The sequence below is a fragment of the Micromonospora sediminicola genome (genome assembly GCF_900089585.1).
Lineage (GTDB): Bacteria > Actinomycetota > Actinomycetes > Mycobacteriales > Micromonosporaceae > Micromonospora > Micromonospora sediminicola.
Map to the genome: position 1 here is coordinate 643149 of NZ_FLRH01000004.1, position 15584 is coordinate 658732.

At 72.3% G+C, this 15584-nt stretch carries 14 protein-coding genes; 9 read left to right on the forward strand and 5 right to left on the reverse strand.

Annotated features, from left to right (window positions below; translation table 11 throughout):
- The first annotated feature begins 13 nt into the window (after positions 1 to 13).
- Genes GA0070622_RS24480 through GA0070622_RS24490 form a run of 3 tightly spaced genes read left to right on the forward strand, consistent with a single transcriptional unit; the run spans position 14 to position 4070 of the window.
- Positions 14 to 967, forward strand: a complete 954-nt coding sequence (locus GA0070622_RS24480; RefSeq protein ID WP_091579127.1) for a carbohydrate ABC transporter permease — start codon at positions 14 to 16, stop codon at positions 965 to 967.
- Positions 964 to 1848, forward strand: a complete 885-nt coding sequence (locus tag GA0070622_RS24485; protein ID WP_091579130.1) for a carbohydrate ABC transporter permease — start codon at positions 964 to 966, stop codon at positions 1846 to 1848. Before GA0070622_RS24480 ends, GA0070622_RS24485 begins: the two co-directional genes overlap by 4 nt.
- Positions 1845 to 4070 (forward strand): alpha-galactosidase, encoded by a 2226-nt coding sequence (locus tag GA0070622_RS24490; protein ID WP_091579133.1) that lies wholly within the window; start codon positions 1845 to 1847, stop codon positions 4068 to 4070. Before GA0070622_RS24485 ends, GA0070622_RS24490 begins: the two co-directional genes overlap by 4 nt.
- A 3-nt stretch (positions 4071 to 4073) precedes the next feature.
- Here the strand turns inward: GA0070622_RS24490 and GA0070622_RS24495 are convergent, their stop codons facing one another.
- Entirely contained in the window at positions 4074 to 4451 is a 378-nt protein-coding gene (locus GA0070622_RS24495; protein WP_091579135.1) for a winged helix-turn-helix transcriptional regulator, read from the reverse strand.
- 79 nt (positions 4452 to 4530) lie between these two features.
- On the opposite strand from GA0070622_RS24495, the gene GA0070622_RS24500 reads away from it, so the two are divergent.
- The 3 genes from GA0070622_RS24500 (at position 4531) to GA0070622_RS24510 (ending at position 6711) form a co-directional block, all read left to right on the forward strand.
- Positions 4531 to 4941, forward strand: coding sequence for a RidA family protein (locus GA0070622_RS24500; RefSeq protein WP_091583896.1), 411 nt, complete (start codon positions 4531 to 4533; stop codon positions 4939 to 4941).
- 118 nt (positions 4942 to 5059) lie between these two features.
- Entirely contained in the window at positions 5060 to 5452 is a 393-nt protein-coding gene (locus tag GA0070622_RS24505) for a YciI family protein (RefSeq protein WP_245666951.1), read from the forward strand.
- Between the two features lie 2 nt (positions 5453 to 5454).
- Positions 5455 to 6711 carry an RNA polymerase sigma factor gene (locus GA0070622_RS24510; protein ID WP_176710606.1) on the forward strand — a complete coding sequence of 419 codons (1257 nt, stop codon included), beginning with the start codon at positions 5455 to 5457 and terminating at the stop codon, positions 6709 to 6711.
- Between the two features lie 30 nt (positions 6712 to 6741).
- Here GA0070622_RS24510 and GA0070622_RS32690 read toward each other — a convergent pair whose 3' ends face one another.
- Positions 6742 to 7314: a hypothetical protein gene (locus GA0070622_RS32690; protein WP_091579141.1), complete on the reverse strand. Its 573-nt coding sequence runs from the start codon at positions 7312 to 7314 to the stop codon at positions 6742 to 6744.
- Between the two features lie 143 nt (positions 7315 to 7457).
- Here GA0070622_RS32690 and GA0070622_RS24520 point away from each other — a divergent pair, with 143 nt between their 5' ends.
- Positions 7458 to 9647 carry a tetratricopeptide repeat protein gene (locus tag GA0070622_RS24520; RefSeq protein ID WP_245666953.1) on the forward strand — a complete coding sequence of 730 codons (2190 nt, stop codon included), beginning with the start codon at positions 7458 to 7460 and terminating at the stop codon, positions 9645 to 9647.
- A 67-nt stretch (positions 9648 to 9714) separates the two neighbouring features.
- Here GA0070622_RS24520 and GA0070622_RS24525 read toward each other — a convergent pair whose 3' ends face one another.
- A complete protein-coding gene (locus tag GA0070622_RS24525) occupies positions 9715 to 11103 on the reverse strand; it encodes a cellulase family glycosylhydrolase (RefSeq protein WP_091579146.1) in 1389 nt (462 codons plus the stop codon).
- A gap of 362 nt (positions 11104 to 11465) precedes the next feature.
- Here GA0070622_RS24525 and GA0070622_RS24530 point away from each other — a divergent pair, with 362 nt between their 5' ends.
- Both GA0070622_RS24530 and GA0070622_RS24535 read left to right on the forward strand, forming a co-directional pair.
- Positions 11466 to 12428 (forward strand): TIGR03557 family F420-dependent LLM class oxidoreductase, encoded by a 963-nt coding sequence (locus GA0070622_RS24530; protein WP_091579149.1) that lies wholly within the window; start codon positions 11466 to 11468, stop codon positions 12426 to 12428.
- 224 nt (positions 12429 to 12652) lie between these two features.
- Positions 12653 to 13288 (forward strand): GAP family protein, encoded by a 636-nt coding sequence (locus GA0070622_RS24535; RefSeq protein ID WP_091579152.1) that lies wholly within the window; start codon positions 12653 to 12655, stop codon positions 13286 to 13288.
- Here GA0070622_RS24535 and GA0070622_RS24540 read toward each other — a convergent pair.
- Together GA0070622_RS24540 and GA0070622_RS24545 are read right to left on the reverse strand one after the other, a co-directional pair.
- Positions 13285 to 14079 (reverse strand): endonuclease/exonuclease/phosphatase family protein, encoded by a 795-nt coding sequence (locus GA0070622_RS24540; RefSeq protein WP_091579154.1) that lies wholly within the window; start codon positions 14077 to 14079, stop codon positions 13285 to 13287. The genes GA0070622_RS24535 and GA0070622_RS24540 overlap by 4 nt on opposite strands.
- Positions 14080 to 14083: 4 nt before the next feature.
- Complete coding sequence (locus GA0070622_RS24545) at positions 14084 to 15574, reverse strand: phosphatase PAP2 family protein (RefSeq protein ID WP_091579157.1); 1491 nt, start codon at positions 15572 to 15574, stop codon at positions 14084 to 14086.
- Between the last annotated feature and the right edge of the window lie 10 nt (positions 15575 to 15584).

The following is a 15584-nucleotide window of genomic DNA, read 5'->3' on the forward strand; positions in this document are numbered from 1 at the left end:
GGGGAAGGACATCATGTCCGACCTGCCCCTGATCCAAGCGGATCGCGCCGTGCCGCCGCCGGCCGCGACCACCACCGGTGGTCGCGGTCGCCGGCTACGGCTCCTGTCCCGCACCGACCGCGTGGTGATCACGCTGATGGTGTTGGTGCCCCTGCTGCTCGTCACCGCCCTGGTCTGGCTGCCGGCCGTGGCGACCGTGCTGCTCTCCGGCACGGACTGGGACGGCATCGGCCCGATCGGCGAGATCGACTGGGTCGGGTGGAAGAACTACGACGACGTGGTGAACATCTACCCGCCGTTCGTCCCCGCGGTGCAGAACAACCTGCTCTGGCTGGCCGCGCTGTTCGTGGTGGCCACCCCGTTCGGCATGTTCCTCGCCGTGCTGCTGGACAAGGAGCTGCGCGGCAGCCGGTTCTACCAGACCGCGCTCTACCTGCCGGTGGTGCTGTCGCTGGCGCTGATCGGCTTCGTCTGGCAGCTCATCTACAGCCGGGACCAGGGCCTGCTCAACGGCGTGTTCGGCGGCGACACCGACTGGTACGGCGACCCGAACGTCAACATCTGGGCGGTGCTGGTGGCCGCCGGCTGGCGGCACGTCGGCTACATCATGCTGCTCTACCTGGCCGGGCTCAAGGGCGTCGACCCGTCGCTGCGCGAGGCCGCCGCGGTGGACGGCTCCTCCGAGACCAGCACGTTCTTCCGGGTGGTGTTCCCGGTGATGCGCCCGATCAACATCATCGTGCTGGTGGTCACCGTGATCGAGTCGCTGCGCGCGTTCGACCTGGTCTGGGTCATCAACAAGGGCCGCAACGGGCTGGAGCTGATCTCCGCGCTGGTCACCCAGAACGTGGTCGGCGAGGCGAGCCGGATCGGCTTCGGCTCCGCGCTGGCGACGATCATGCTGATGGTCTCCCTGGTCTTCATCACCATCTACCTCTGGACCGTGATGCGGGAGGACAAGCGATGACCGCCGCCGTCTCCACCGGGCGCCGCCGGCCACTGCGGCCGGCCCGGGTAGTCCTGCACCTCTTCCTGGGTACGGTCGCGATCGGCTGGCTGTTCCCGATCCTCTGGGCGGTGCTCACGTCGTTCCGTTCCTACGAGTACACCGCCGCCAACGGCTACGTCTCGCTCGGCGGGTGGACGATCGACAACTACGTCACCGCGTGGCGGACCGCCGAGTTCGGCAAGCACTTCCTCAACTCGGTCTACATCACCGTCCCGGCGGTGCTGCTCACGCTCTTCCTCGCCTCGTGCGTGGCGTTCGTGATCGCCCGGTTCAGCTGGAAGCTCAACATCGCGCTGCTCGGCCTGTTCACCGCCGCGAACCTGCTGCCGCAGCAGGCCCTGCTCATCCCGCTGTTCCGGATGTTCACCGAGATCCCGCTGCCGGCCTGGATGAGCGACTCGGAGCTGCTCTACGACAGCTACTGGGGGCTGATCCTGGTCAACGTCGCGTTCCAGTGCGGCTTCTGCGTGTTCGTGCTGAGCAACTACATGAAGGCGCTGCCGCACGAGCTGTACGAGGCCGCGATGGTCGACGGGGCGAGCGTGTGGCGGCAGTACTGGCAGGTGACCATGCCGCTGTGCCGGCCGGCCCTGGCCGCGTTGGCCACGCTGGAGGTGACCTGGATCTACAACGAATTCTTCTGGGCCACCGTGCTCATGCGTACCGGCGACAAGTTCCCGGTGACCAGTTCGCTGAACAACCTGCGCGGCGAGTTCTTCACCGACAACAACCTGGTCTCGGCCGGCTCGGTGCTGGTCGCGGTCCCCACCCTGGTGATCTTCTTCCTGCTCCAGAGGCAGTTCGTCCGGGGCCTGACACTGGGAGCCTCCAAGGGATGACGATCGTCCACCTGCGCCGCGCGCGGACCAGCCTGGTGCTCGACGCGCGCGGACCGGGCCTGCCCCGGGTCGTGCACTGGGGCGCCGACCTCGGGCCGCTGCCCGCCGAGGACCTGCCCGCGCTGGTCGACGCCACCGTGCCACCGGTGGTCCCGAGCAGCTTCGACGCGCCCACCGTGCTGTCGCTGCTGCCCGAGGCGAGCGCCGGTTGGAGCGGCCGACCCGGCCTGGCCGGTCACCGCGACGGCCGGGACTGGTCCACCTCCTTCCGCCTGGTCGACCTCGACGTACGCGACGAACGCGCGACGTCACCCCCCGACGGCACCGCGGCCGTCGGGCCCGAGCTGTTAGGAGGGGCCCCTTTACCTGCACCAGGCGTTAACAGGTGGCCCTTCCTTTCCACTGTCGAGGTGCGGGCGGTGGACCCGGGGGCGGGGTTGCGCCTGACCGTCGAGATCGCGCTGGACGCGGCGGGACTGCTGACGCTGCGACACCGGCTGCGCAACGACGGCGACGGACGCTACGAGCTGCGCGAGCTGACGCCGGTGCTGCCGGTGCCGGCGGTCGCCACCGAACTGCTCGACCTGACCGGCCGCTGGTGCCGGGAACGCGCGCCGCAGCGGCACCCGTGGCCGATGGGCGCCTGGGTCCGCGAGGGACGGCACGGACGTACCGGGCACGACGCCACGCTGCTGCTGGTCGCCGGCACTCCCGGCTTCGGCTTCGGGCACGGCGAGGTGTGGGCGGTGCACACCGCCTGGAGCGGCGACCACGTCACCGTGGCCGAGCGTCGCCCGACCGGTGAGGCCACGCTCGGCGGCGGCGAGCTGCTGGCCCCCGGCGAGATCGTGCTGGGGCCGGGCGAGGAGTACGCCTCTCCCCTGCTCCACGCCGCGCACTCGGCCGACGGGCTGGACGGGCTCAGCGACGTGCTGCACACGCACCTGCGGGCCCGGCCGGAGCATCCGCGCACGCCGCGACCGGTGACGTTGAACGTGTGGGAGGCGGTCTACTTCGACCACGACCTGGACCGGCTGCGGACGCTCGCCGACCGGGCCGCCGAGGTGGGGGTGGAACGCTTCGTGCTCGACGACGGCTGGTTCCGCGGCCGGCGCCACGACCTCGCCGGGCTCGGCGACTGGTGGGTCGACGGCGAGGTCTGGCCGGACGGGCTGCAACCGCTGATCGACCACGTCCGCGTGCACGGCATGCAGTTCGGGCTCTGGGTCGAGCCGGAGATGGTCAACCCCGACTCCGACCTGTTCCGGGCCCACCCGGACTGGCTGCTCCAGACGCCCGGCCGGCTGCCGCCGGAGTGGCGGCACCAGCAGGTGCTCGACCTGGTCAACCCGGACGCGTACGCGTACGTGCTCGGCCGGCTCGACGCGGTGCTGGGCGAGCACGACGGCATCGCGTACCTGAAGTGGGACCACAACCGGGACCTCACCGAGGCCGGGCACGCCGGCCGGCCCGGGGTGCACGCGCAGACCGTGGCCGTCTACCGGCTGCTCGACGAGCTGCGCGCCCGTCATCCGGGCCTGGAGATCGAGAGCTGTTCGTCCGGTGGCGCCCGGGTCGACCTGGAGATCCTGCGCCGCACCGACCGGGTCTGGGCGAGTGACTGCAACGACGCGCTGGAACGGCTGTCCATCCAGCGCTGGACCGGCCTGCTGCTCCCGCCGGAGCTGATCGGCACGCACATCGGGCCGGAGCGCTCGCACACCACGCACCGGGTCCACGACCTGGGCTTCCGGGCGGTCACCGCACTCTTCGGCCACCACGGCATCGAGTGGGACATCACCGCGATCGACGCGACCACCCGCGCCGAACTCACCGCCTGGGTGGCGCTGCACAAGCGGCTGCGTCCGCTGCTGCACGGCGGCCGGGTGGTCCGGGTCGACCACCCCGACCCGGCCGTGCAGGCCCACGGCGTGGTCGCCCACGACCGCTCCGCGGCGGTGTACGCGGTCAGCCGGGTGGCCACCTCCGCGGCCCAGGTGCCGGGCGCGGTGCGGTTGCCGGGGCTGGACCCGCACCGGCGCTACCGGGTCCGCCCGCCGGCCGGGGTGCCGGAGCCGGCGCTGCTGGAGCTGACGCCCCCGGCCTGGCTGGCGTCCGGGACGGGGGTGACGCTGAGCGGGTCGGTGCTGGCGTCGGTCGGTCTGCAACTGCCCGCCCTGCACCCGGAGCAGGCGCTGCTGTTGGAGGCCGTCGCAACCTGAGCGTCAGTCCTCCGCGGCGTCGAACGCCTTACGGGCCCTCTCGATCTGCGGCATGTGCGCGTCGGCCCACTCGAGGAGGGCGTCGACGGGACCGCGCAGCGTCTTGCCCAGCGGGGTGATCCGGTATTCCACCGCGACCGGGCGGGTGGCCACGACGCGGCGTTCGACGATGCCGTTGCGTTCGAGTCGGCGCAGCGTCGCGGTCAGCGACTTCTGGGTCACGGCCGGAACGGCGCGGCGCAGCTCGTTGAAGCGGCACGGCCGCTCGCACAGCTCGTTGAGGATGCTGAGCGACCACTTGTCCAGCACCTGGTCGAGCAGGTCGCGGTGGGGCGCGTCGATCCGCAGCTCACCGGCGCGAGGGGCGGTGGTATCGCGCATGAAACCAGGTCTCCTTGAAGTGTCCTTCGTCAACTAGGTATCAATGGTAAACCTCAGCACGTCCACCAGAGGAGACATGATGCCGGTCATCCGCTTCAGCCCCGACGGCCTTCAGCCGCACACGCCCTACGACCACGTGGCGGTGTCCACCGGGTCACGCCACATCCATGTCAGCGGCCAGATCGCCCGACGCGGCGACGGCACGCCCGTCGCGCCGGGCGACCTGAGCGGACAGGTCGCGCAGGTGCTGCGCAACACCGCCCTCGCCCTCGCCGGCGCCGACGCCTCCTTCGACGACGTGGTGCGGCTGACCTTCTACGTCACCGGGTGGAAGCCCGAGCGGATCGAGCCGTTCATGGCCGGGATCGAGTCGGTCGCCGAGGAGCTGGGTCTGCCCCGCCCGCTGCCGCCGGCCTCACTGATCGGCGTGGAGCACCTCTTCGAGCCCGACGTGCTCGTCGAACTGGAGGCGACCGCGATCACGGGGTGACCGGACCTCCCCGAACTTTCTTCGCCGGCGGATGTCGAGAACCGGGGTGGCGGCTTCTACCGGAGGGTGCAGGCACCGACAATCGGTGCTCGGGCGTGAGGAGCGAATCGTGAAGTACATGCTGCTGATGCAGTTCAGCGCCGCCGGGGCCGAGTTCCCGTCCGTCGACACCTGGACGCCGGAGGAGTTCCGCGCCCACATCGACTTCATGGGCGAGGTCAACGCCAAGCTCGTGGCCGACGGGGAGTTCGTGCAGGGCGAGGGGCTGGGCGGGCCGCAGCAGGCCCGGATCGTGCGGGCCGGCGCGAACGGCGCGCCGGTGGTCACCGAGGGCCCGTTCGCGGAGACCAAGGAGTTCCTGGCCGGCTTCTGGATCGTCGACTGCGAGACCCCGCAGCGGGCGGCCGAGATCGCCGCGTTCATCTCCACCGCGCCCGGCCCGGGCCGACGGCCGCTGAACATGCCGATCGAGGTGCACCCGGTCATGTCCGGCCCGCCGCAGGAGATGTGACGCTGACCGACCACACCGTCGAGGACCTGCTGCGCGAGCTGGCGCCGCAGGTCCTCGGCGTGCTCGCCCGCCGCTTCGGTGACTTCGCCACCGCCGAGGACGCGGTGCAGGAGGCGTTGCTGGCGGCGACCCGGCAGTGGCCCGCCGAGGGGGTGCCGGAGCATCCGCGCGGCTGGCTCACGCAGGTCGCGTACCGGCGGATGATCGAGCTGGTGCGGGCCGAGACGGCCCGGCGCGACCGGGAGGAACGCGCGGCCCGGCGCTCCGGCGACGACCGGCGGACCGCGCCGGCCGCCGACGAGCCGCTGACCGGCGAGCGGGACGACACGCTGGTGCTGCTGTTCCTCTGCTGCCACCCGACGCTGAGCACCCCGTCGGCGATCGCGTTGACCCTGCGCGCGGTGGGCGGCCTGAGCACCGCCGAGATCGCTCGTGCGTTCCTCGTCCCCGAGGCCACCATGGCGCAGCGGATCAGCCGGGCCAAGCAGCGCATCCACGACTCCGGGCTGCCCTTCCGGATGCCCGAGCCGGCGGACCGGCAGGCACGCCTGGCCGCCGTGCTGCACGTGCTCTACCTGATCTTCACCGAGGGGCACACCGCCAGCCTCGGCGACGACCTGCGCCGGGTCGACCTCTCCGAGGAGGCGGTCCGACTGACCCGGGAGATGCGCCGGCTGCTGCCCGACGACAGCGAGGTGGCCGGGCTGCTCGCCCTGATGCTGCTCACCGACGCGCGCGCCGCCGCCCGGACCGGCCCGTCGGGCGAGTTGATCCCGCTGGCCGAGCAGGACCGCTCCCGCTGGGACGCCGCCGCGATCGCCGAGGGGACGGCGCTGGTCACCGCCGCGATGGCCCGGGGGCCGGTCGGGCCGTACCAGATCCAGGCCGCGGTCGCCGCGCTGCACGACGAGGCGCCGAGCGCGGCGGACACCGACTGGCCGCAGATCCTCGCGCTGTACGGCGTGCTGGAGCGCCTCACCGGAAGCCCGGTGGTGGCGCTCAACCGGGCCGTCGCCACCGCCATGGTGCACGGCCCGGCCGCCGGCCTGGACGCGCTCGCCGGCCTGGCCGGTGACTCCCGGCTGGCCGGCTCGCACCGGCTCGACGCGGCCCGCGCGCATCTCCACGAGATGGCCGGCGATCGCGACGCCGCGGTGACCCACTACCGGGCCGCCGCCGCGCGCACCACCAGCCGCCCCGAGCAGGAGTATCTCCAGCTCCGCGCCGCCCACCTGGCCACACCACCCCCTCGGCCCTGAGCCAGGAGTTTGCGTCGGACTCCTGAGTCGTCAGGCGGTGGGGCGGGGGGTGGTGGCGCCGCGCAGGGCCAGGGCGACGGTGGCGAACAGGGCCGCGCCGCAGCCGACGCCGGAGACCAGGGCGACCGTGGCGGCGCTGCCGCCGAGCGCGTGGACCAGGAAGCCGGCGATGCCGAGCGCGGTCATCACGGCGCCGAGCCAGTGGTAGCGCGGCATCCGCCAGACCGCGGCGAGGCCGAAGAAGTGCACACCCACCACCACCGCGACCCACGCGACCGCCACCTCGGGCCGGTCCAGCACGTTGTTGATCACGGACAGGCCGCCGAAGAGGGCGACCGCCTCCAGCGCCACCACGAGCCAGTAGCGGCGGTCCATGAAGGCCGCCGCCTCCCGCTCCGGTGCGGGCGTCTCCCGGCGGGCGACCCGGAACAGGCCGACCAGGAGCAGCGCGGCCACCAGCAGGCCGGCCACCCGCACCACGAGCGGCCACGGCGCGGGCAGACCACCGCTGTTGACCAGGACGAAGACGGTCCCGAACGAGATCGCCACCAGCGAGCCGATCACGAGCCCCGACGGTCGTCCCCTGGTCCCCGGCGTGCTCATCGTGTCCCCTCCCGACGATCGCGCCGTCCGGTCGGCCCGGCGCGCGGCAGATCGTACGGCAGGCCGTGCCCCGCACCCGCATCCGCGACCCGAACTCCTCGATCACACCGCTTGGGGGCGGTGGGTACGGTGCGGTGGTGTCCATGCACTGGGGACGGTGGTTGCGGCGAGGGCTGCTGGTCGTGGTGGTCGGGTCGACGGCGGCGCTCATCGGCTGGTCGCTGGTGGCCGACGGCAAGACGCCGGTCGCGGTGGTCTCCGGTGCGCTGGCCGCGCTGGCGACGATGTTCGTGCCGCCCGTGGTGACGGCGCTGAGGCCGGGCAGGACGTCGCACCGGAGTGGTCCCGTGCCGGCGCGCGTGTTCGGCGCGGTGCCTCGGGTGGCGTGGCACTTCCAGCCCCGGCCGGCGGAGGTCAAAGCGTTGCGGCGGGCGCTGAAGAGCCAGGGCCGGGCCGCGTTGGTGGCGTTGGCCGGGCAGCGCGGCGCGGGCAAGTCCCAGTTGGCCGCCGAGTACGCGCGGCAGTGCGTCGCGGACGGCTACGACCTGGTGGCGTGGCTCAACGCCGAGGGCGGCGCGACGGTCGAGCTGGCCCTGCTGGCCGAACATCTCGGGCTCCGGACCGGGGCCGAGCAGACGCCGCCCGAGTTGGCCACGGCGGTGACCCGGTGGCTCAGCGATGGCGGCCGGGCCCGCCGGCTCGTGGTGTTCGACAACGTCGACGACCCGGACGCGGTCGCGCCGTTCCTGCCCGGACCGGGCGGTGCCACGGTGTTGATCACGAGCAACCGGCAGGAGTTCGCGGCCATGCCCGGCGTGACCGTCGTCCCGGTGGGACTGTTCAGCCCGGAGCAGGGGCGGCGTTTCCTGCACGAGGCGACCGGGCTGCCGGACGGCGGGGACGCCGGCGAGGTCGGCGAGCAGTTGGGCTGGCTGCCGTTGGGCCTCGCGCAGGCCGCCGCGTACGTCGTGCGCAACCGGCTCTCGTACCGCCGCTATCTGGCGGCGTTGGACGGGCAGAACCTCGACGCCACGCTGCGCCGTCAGGCTGGCACCGACCATCCCGGGGTGCTCAAGGCCACGCGGTTGAGCGTGGCCGGGCTGACCGCCGACGATCCCGACGGAGACGCGGTACGCCTGTTGACCGTACTGGCGCTGCTGTCGCCGGACGGCGTCAGCCGGGAGATGCTCGTCGCCGGCGCCGACGGGCTGGGCCTGACCGGAGGGGTGGGGCGGGCCCTGGACCTGCTCGCCGGCGCGTCACTCGTCACGCTCGGCGGTGTGGTGGAGGACGAGCGGGGTCGCGACCGCGTGGTCGTGACGGTCCACCGGTTGACCGCCCGGGTGATCCGCGAGCTGGCCAGCAGGGCGGATGCCACACCACCGCTGGCGGACGCGGTCGCCGCCGCGACCGGCCTGCTGGACCGGCTCACCGGCGCCCTGCCCTCGGTGCAGGTCGCGCGCCGCCGGGCCGAGGTCGACGAGCTCGTCGCGCACACCCTGGCGCTGCGCGAGCACGCCACCGACGTGCCGCCGCTGAGTCAACTCGGCTGGGCGGCCGGTGCGTTGCAGGCCGCCGGCGACCTGGTCCGCGCCGTGACGCTGTCGGAGCAGCTGCTCGCCGACCACGAGCGCGTTCTGGGCGCGGAACACCCGGACACCCTGAGGTCCCGCAACAGCCTCGCGATCGCCTACCGGGTGGCCGGCCGCATCGACCTGGCCGTCGCCGCGCACGAGCGGAGCCTCGACGAGGTCGAGCGGATCCTCGGCCGGGACCACCCCGAGGCCTGGGCTTCCCGCAACAACCTCGCCGTCAGCTACCGCCTGGCCGGCCGCGCCGAACAGGCCGTCACCCTGCTCGAACAGACTCTCGACGAATTCGACCGGATCCTCGGACCCGACCATCCGAACACCCTGAAGGCCCGGGGCAACCTCGCCAACGCCTACGGATCGGCAGGTCGCATCGAACAGGCCGTCGCGATGCACGAGCGGAACCTCGCCGAGGCCGAGCGGATCCTCGGACCCGATCACCCGGACACCCTGAAGTCCCGCAACAACCTCGCCAACGCCTACCGGGCGGCGGGCCGCGCCGAGGAGGCGATCGTCCTGCACGAGCAGACCCTCGCGGACCGCGTCCGGGTCCTCGGACCCGATCACCCGGACACGCTGAAGTCCCGCAGCAATCTCGCCAGCGCCTGCCAGAAGGCGGGCCAGGTGGATCGCGCCGTCGCCCTGTACGCGCAGACGCTCGCGCACTGCGAGCGCGTCCTGGGACACGACCACCCCCTGACCGGCACGGTTCGTCGCCGGCTCACCCGGTTGGGGCGACGTTAGCGCCGCCCTCGCCGACCGGACCGGTGGCCGGGCCCGTGCGGACCCGGCCACCGGCGTACCCGGTCGGTCAGCTCGCGGCGCAGGTCACCGCCGGCACGGCGTTGGTGCCGTTCCAGCTGGCGATGAAGCCGAAGCTGGTGCTGGCGCCGGCGCCCAGCCGGCCGTTGTAGTCCACGTTGCGGGCGGTGTACGCCGACCCGCTGTTGCTGACCGTGGCGTTCCACGACTGGCTGACGGCCTGGCCGTTGGTGAACGTCCACTTCGTGGTCCAGCCGGTGATCGCGGCGGACCCCGCGGTCACCTTGACCTCGCCCTGGAAACCGCCCTGCCACGAGTTGACGACGGTGTACGTGGCGGTGCAGCCACCGGCCGGCGGGGGCGTGGTGGTCGGCGGCGTGGTCGGGCTGGGGCTGGTGGTCGGGCTGGGGCTCGTGGTCGGGGTCGGGCTGGTGGTGGGGCTGGGCGAGCTGCCGGCGAAGACGGACGCCTCCCGGGCGGTCGCGGCGATGCCGTTGGCCCCGTTGAAGATGCGCTGGCCCCAGCTGGTGAGCTGGGCCGGGTTGAAGCCGGTGGTCATGTCGAGGTATTCGACGCCGCCGCCGTTGCCGCTCCACGACCAGCCCAGGTAGCCGATGCCGTTGGCCTGGCTGTAGGACATGATCGCGTCCTCGTCGGGGTTGCCGTCGGAGTGGTTGAACCCGAACTCACCGACCACGATCGGCAGCCCGGCGGAGCGGAACCGCCCCAGGTAGTCGCTGATCTCGGCGGCGGTGTCGAAGACGCCGTACATGTGGATGGAGAAGACGGTGTTGCGCTGCGGGTCGGCGTTGAACACGGTGCCGGCGTTGTCGCGCATGGTGAACGACCAGTCCTGGCCCCAGTTCGGCCCGTCCACCATGATCGTGTGGGTGAGGCCGCCGGCGCGCAGCCGCTTGATCGCGTTCGAGGTGTCGGTGGTCCAGGCGCTGTAGCCCTGGTTGCCGAACGGCTCGTTGCCGATGTTGACGATGACGTACTTCTCCTGGCCCTTAAGCACGTCGGCGATGCTCAGCCAGTAGTCGGTGGCCCGGGCCAGCGTGGTGGCGGCGCCGTCCTCGCCGTAGCCGGTGGTGTCGTGCACCTCCAGCACGCAGATCAGCCGGTTGGCCTTGCACAGCGAGATCACGTTGGCCACGTCGGCGGCGCTGTTCTTGGTCCAGCGGTCGCCGCTGCCCAGCACCACCCGGACCGTGTTGGCGCCGAGCGCCTTGATGTTGGCGAACGAGCTGGTCTGCTGCGGGTACCAGGTGTGCGCGTGGTTGACCCCGCGCATGACGAACTCGGTGCCGTTGGCGTCGTAGAGCCGCCCGTTCGAGACGGAGAAACCGGCGGCGGCGTGCGCCGGCTGCCCGAAGGCGAAGACGGCGGCGAGGGCCGTCAGCAGGGCGGCGCCCGCGACGGAGAGCATCTTCTTCATGGCTGTCCTCAGGGGAAGGTGTCACCCCGTGCCCGAGCGGGGGTGCGGTGATGGTGACGAGGCGGTGGCGGCTGAGCCCGACAGCCGCGCCCGTGACTCCCGGCGGACGCCGGCATCAGCGTAGGCCGATGGGACGCGGAAGGCAACCGGTTAAGTCCTGCGGCGACCCGTGCCGTCACGGGCCGCCGCAGGGGCGGTCATCCCCACCACAGGATGGTGCGCCGTCCCGGTCTGAACCGGTTAAGCCGGACTGTAGGCAGCATCCGGCGCGGCGTCAAGACGATCGCCCGGGAAGCGGACACCCGGGTTGATCCGCCTGAGGCGGGGTATCCGGAGACGATCCACCCGGAAGGAGATGCGCCATGGTGAACGTCGGCTACACCCTGATGTGCGAGCAGGCCGGCCCGAAGGAGCTGGTGGACCACGCCATCCGCGCCGAGGCCGCCGGCTTCGACCACCTGGTCATGTCCGACCACTACTACCCCTGGCTGGAGTCGCAGGGCCACTCGCCGTACGCCTGGTCGGTGCTCGGCGCGGTCGCGCACGCCACCAGCCGACCCGAGCTGCTGTCGTTCGTCACCTGCCCGATCCGGCGCTACCACCCGGCGGTGGTGGCGCAGAAGGCCAGCACCATCGGGGTGCTCTCGGACGGTCGGTTCACGCTCGGCCTCGGCGCCGGGGAGAACCTCAACGAGCACGTGGTGGGCGGGTGGCCGCACGTGCAGCAGCGGCACGAGATGTTCGAGGAGGCGCTCCAGATCATCCGGCCGTTGCTCAACGGCGAGACGCTGACGTTCTCCGGCAACCACTTCGACGTGCCCGACGCGTACGTCTGGGACCGGCCGGAGCGACCGGTGCCGATGGCGGTGGCCGCGTCCGGTCGGCAGTCGGCGACGCTGGCCGCGGAGTACGCGGACGCCATGATCGCCACCGACCCGCTGTCCCACCTCGTCGACATGTACGACGAGGCCGGCGGCGCGGGCCGTCCCCGCTACGGACAGGTCGCCATCTGCTACGGCCCGGACGAAGCCGAGTGCCGCAAGATCGTGCACGACCAGTTCCGCTGGTTCGGCATGGGCTGGAAGGTCAACGCCGACCTGCCCGGCCCGGACGCGTTCGCCGCGGCCACCCAGTTCGTCCGCGAGGAGGACGTGGCCGAGGGCATCTCCTGCGGCCCGGACGTCGACCGGCACGTCGAGGCGTTCAAGAAGTTCGTCGACGCCGGGTTCACCCACGTGGCGCTGGTCCAGGTGGGCGGCGAGAGCCAGCCGATGTTCCTCGACTGGGCGCAGGAGGAACTGCTGCCCCGGCTGCGCGAGCTGTGACCCGCTCGGGCGTTGCCGCGGCACTCGCGGCAACGCCCGAGCCTGCTGCGAGGAGCTGATGTCATGCGTATCGGAAACACCGAGATCCGACCCGCCGGCGGCGGGTTCGGCTGCCTCCTGATGATCCTCTTCTCGATCGTCGCGTCGGTGGTGCTCACCGTCCTGCTCAACCTGGTCCTGTAGAAGCTCCCGCACCGCTCCGGCGGCGGCCACAGAATGTGGTCATGAACCTGCTGAGCGTGCTGCCGCTGGCCTTCGTGATGGTCGCCGGGCCGCAGGTGGTGAGCGCGATCTTCCTGGCCGCCAGCCGCGACCCACGCCGCAGCTCGGTGGCCTACCTGGCGGGCGCCACGCTGGGCATGCTGGTCGCGCTGACCGTCTGGTACGGCGTGTTCCGGCTGGTGCGGCACAGCGCCGGCAACGGGACCAGGGACAACGGCAGCCGGCACCTCATCGACTGGATCGTGCTGGCGCTGCTGCTCGTCCTCATGGTGATCACGTTCCTCAGGCGGAAACGGAACCAGCCACCCGGCTGGATGCGCAGGCTGGAGGACCCGAAGCCCGCGTTCGCGTTCGGCCTGGGCGTGGTGCTCTTCCTCGCCATGCCCAGCGACGAGGTCACCATGGCCTCGGTAGCGGGCAGCCTGGCCGGGCACGACAGGCCGTGGTGGCACCTGCTGCCGTTCCTGGTGCTGACCGTGCTGCTGCTGGCGCTGCCGCTGCTGGCGCTGGTGCTGCTCGGCGGCCGCGCCGAACGGATGCTGCCGAAGGTCCGCGACTGGTCCGACGCCCACTCCTGGATCATCAGCGAGCTGGTCATCCTGATCTTCGTGGCGATCGTCGGGTCCGACCTGGCCTAGGAGTCGAGGTCCAGCTCGACCACCACCGGGTAGTGGTCGGAGGCGGCGTCGGCGTCCCCGCCGCGCACCACCCGCACCGCGTGCACGCGCCCGGCCAGCGCCGGCGTGGCGAGCAGGTAGTCCAACCGCATCCCGGCGAACTCCGCGCCGCCGTGGCGCGTCGGCACGGTCCACCCGCCCGGCTCGTCGCCGCCGGATCGCGGCCAGAGGTCGACCAGACCGCCGTCGAGCAGCCGGCCCACCGCCCGGGTGTCGACCGTCCGGCCGTCGCGGCGCAGGTGCCGCCGCCGGTACGGGGTGGCGAGCCCGGCCAGCCGTGCGGTGTGGTCGGCGGTGGGCTCCAACGTGTTCAGGTCACCGGCCAGCAGGGCCAGCGCTCCCCCGGTACGCCGGAGCGCGGCGGCGAGCCAGTCCGCCTCCATCCGTCGTCGCCCACCCGAGTACGGGTTCAGGTGGGTGCTGAACACGGTCAGCGGTCCCGCGCCGGTGGCGATCTGGACCCGGGCGGCGGCGTGGTGGAACGGGCGTCGGACCCGCCCGGCGCGCAGCACCCGCAGGGGCGGGCGGACCAGCACCGCCACCGGCTGGCCGAAGCAGGACCGGGCCAGGTGCGCCTCCATCCCGAGCCGGTCGGCCAGGCCGCCCAGTCTGGCGTCCATGCCGCGCAGCTCCTGCAACGCCAGCACGTCCGGGCGTTGCGCGGTGACGACCGAGACGATCCGGTCCCGGCGGTCGGTGCCGTCGCGGTCCCGACCACCGGTCCGGATGTTCCAGGTCATCACCCGCAGCATCGGGTCAGTCCGGCCGGCTGGCCTTGGCCAGCTCGTCGTCCAGCTCGTCCACCTGCTCGGACTCGATCGCCGGCCGGTTGCCCTCGTGCACGTCGGCGTTCGGCCGGATCACCCAGTAGAGCAGCGACAGCCAGAGCGTGCCGAGCAGGATCGCGCCCATGAAGTCCGTCGGGTGGTGCATCCCCCGGTACATCCGGGAGGTGGCCACCCCGACCGGCATGATCACGGCCATCGCTACGAACAGCCACCGCCACCACCGGTCGGTGCGCGGGAACACGATGATCGCCATGGCGGCCCACAGACAGATGGTCGCCGCGATGTGCCCGGACGGGAACGACGAGGTGGGCATCTGACCGTCCAGGTTCTCCACCGGTGGGCGCGGGCGCTCGACCACCCGGGCGGTGGCCAGGAAGAGGCTCAGCTCGCCGAACATCGCCAGCACCACGAAGAGCACCGGTCGCCAGCGCCGCCACACGGCCAGCACGATCGGGCAGAACACCAGCGAGACCAGCAGGATGGCGTGGGTGTCGCCGAACTTGCTCCACCACCAGCTCAGCCCGGTGAGCGCATCGGTGTGCCGGGCGGCGAACCAGCGCGGCACCTCGGTGTCGAGGGTGGCGAAGAAGGTGCCCTTGGCGTGGTAGCTGACGTACATCCCGAACGCGTACAGCGCGCCGAAGACGATCACCCAGCCGACCAGCAGCTCGGCCACCGCCGAGCGGGGGTGCTCCAGCACCTTCTCCTCGGCCGGGGCGGGCGCGATCTCCTCGCCGGCCTCCGGCTCCAGGCCCTCGGTCAGCGGCGGGACCGGCCGGCCGCGCTCGCGCCGCCAGAGCCGGAACGCGTACGCGGTGACGCCCAGCCAGGCCGCGCCGAGCAGCCAGCCGCCGAGCACGTCCGAGACGAAGTGCACGCCCAGCGCGATCCGGGTCAGCCCGACCAGGAAGATCAGCACGGCGGCGATGGCGATGGCCGGCTTGCGCCACCGCGGCGACATGGCCGGCAGGAACACCAGCAGCAGCGCGCCGTACGCGACGAACGAGCCGAGCGCGTGACCGCTGGGGAAGCTGTTGCCGGGGGCGCTGGCCACCGGCACGTCCACCACCGGGCGCAGCCGCCCGACCAGCGCCTTGAGCGACGGGTCGAGGATCAGGCCGCCCACGCCGGTGACGATCAGGTAGACCGCCAGCCGTGACTGGCGACGGATCAGCAGGCCCACCACGGCGATGGTGATCAGCCAGATGAGCACCGGCCGGCCGCCCAGGTCGGTGATCGCCTGGAGCACGGTGACCAGCGGGCCGTGCTGCGCCACCAGGTTGTTGAACCACTCGGCCGCCTCGTGGTCGCCCTGCTGGAGCGGGCTCCAGCGGAACCGGACGAGCATGAGCAGCACACCGAATGCGACTCCCGCGCCGGCCACCGCGAGCAGGCCCACCAGGCTCCGCTCGGCGAAGTGGCCGAGCGGCCGGCGCCCGGTTTCCTTGACCGCGGTCACACCGCACCTC

What these genes read in the sequence shown, in the direction of transcription:
- GA0070622_RS24480 (WP_091579127.1), top strand. Translation starts at nt 14, where the DNA reads ATGTCCGACCTGCCCCTGATCCAAGCGGATCGCGCCGTGCCGCCGCCG.
- GA0070622_RS24485 (WP_091579130.1), top strand. Translation starts at nt 964, where the DNA reads ATGACCGCCGCCGTCTCCACCGGGCGCCGCCGGCCACTGCGGCCGGCC.
- GA0070622_RS24490 (WP_091579133.1), top strand. Translation starts at nt 1,845, where the DNA reads ATGACGATCGTCCACCTGCGCCGCGCGCGGACCAGCCTGGTGCTCGAC.
- GA0070622_RS24495 (WP_091579135.1), bottom strand. Translation starts at nt 4,451, where the DNA reads ATGCGCGATACCACCGCCCCTCGCGCCGGTGAGCTGCGGATCGACGCG.
- GA0070622_RS24500 (WP_091583896.1), top strand. Translation starts at nt 4,531, where the DNA reads ATGCCGGTCATCCGCTTCAGCCCCGACGGCCTTCAGCCGCACACGCCC.
- GA0070622_RS24505 (WP_245666951.1), top strand. Translation starts at nt 5,060, where the DNA reads ATGCTGCTGATGCAGTTCAGCGCCGCCGGGGCCGAGTTCCCGTCCGTC.
- GA0070622_RS32690 (WP_091579141.1), bottom strand. Translation starts at nt 7,314, where the DNA reads ATGAGCACGCCGGGGACCAGGGGACGACCGTCGGGGCTCGTGATCGGC.
- GA0070622_RS24520 (WP_245666953.1), top strand. Translation starts at nt 7,458, where the DNA reads ATGCACTGGGGACGGTGGTTGCGGCGAGGGCTGCTGGTCGTGGTGGTC.
- GA0070622_RS24525 (WP_091579146.1), bottom strand. Translation starts at nt 11,103, where the DNA reads ATGAAGAAGATGCTCTCCGTCGCGGGCGCCGCCCTGCTGACGGCCCTC.
- GA0070622_RS24530 (WP_091579149.1), top strand. Translation starts at nt 11,466, where the DNA reads ATGGTGAACGTCGGCTACACCCTGATGTGCGAGCAGGCCGGCCCGAAG.
- GA0070622_RS24535 (WP_091579152.1), top strand. Translation starts at nt 12,653, where the DNA reads ATGAACCTGCTGAGCGTGCTGCCGCTGGCCTTCGTGATGGTCGCCGGG.
- GA0070622_RS24540 (WP_091579154.1), bottom strand. Translation starts at nt 14,079, where the DNA reads ATGCTGCGGGTGATGACCTGGAACATCCGGACCGGTGGTCGGGACCGC.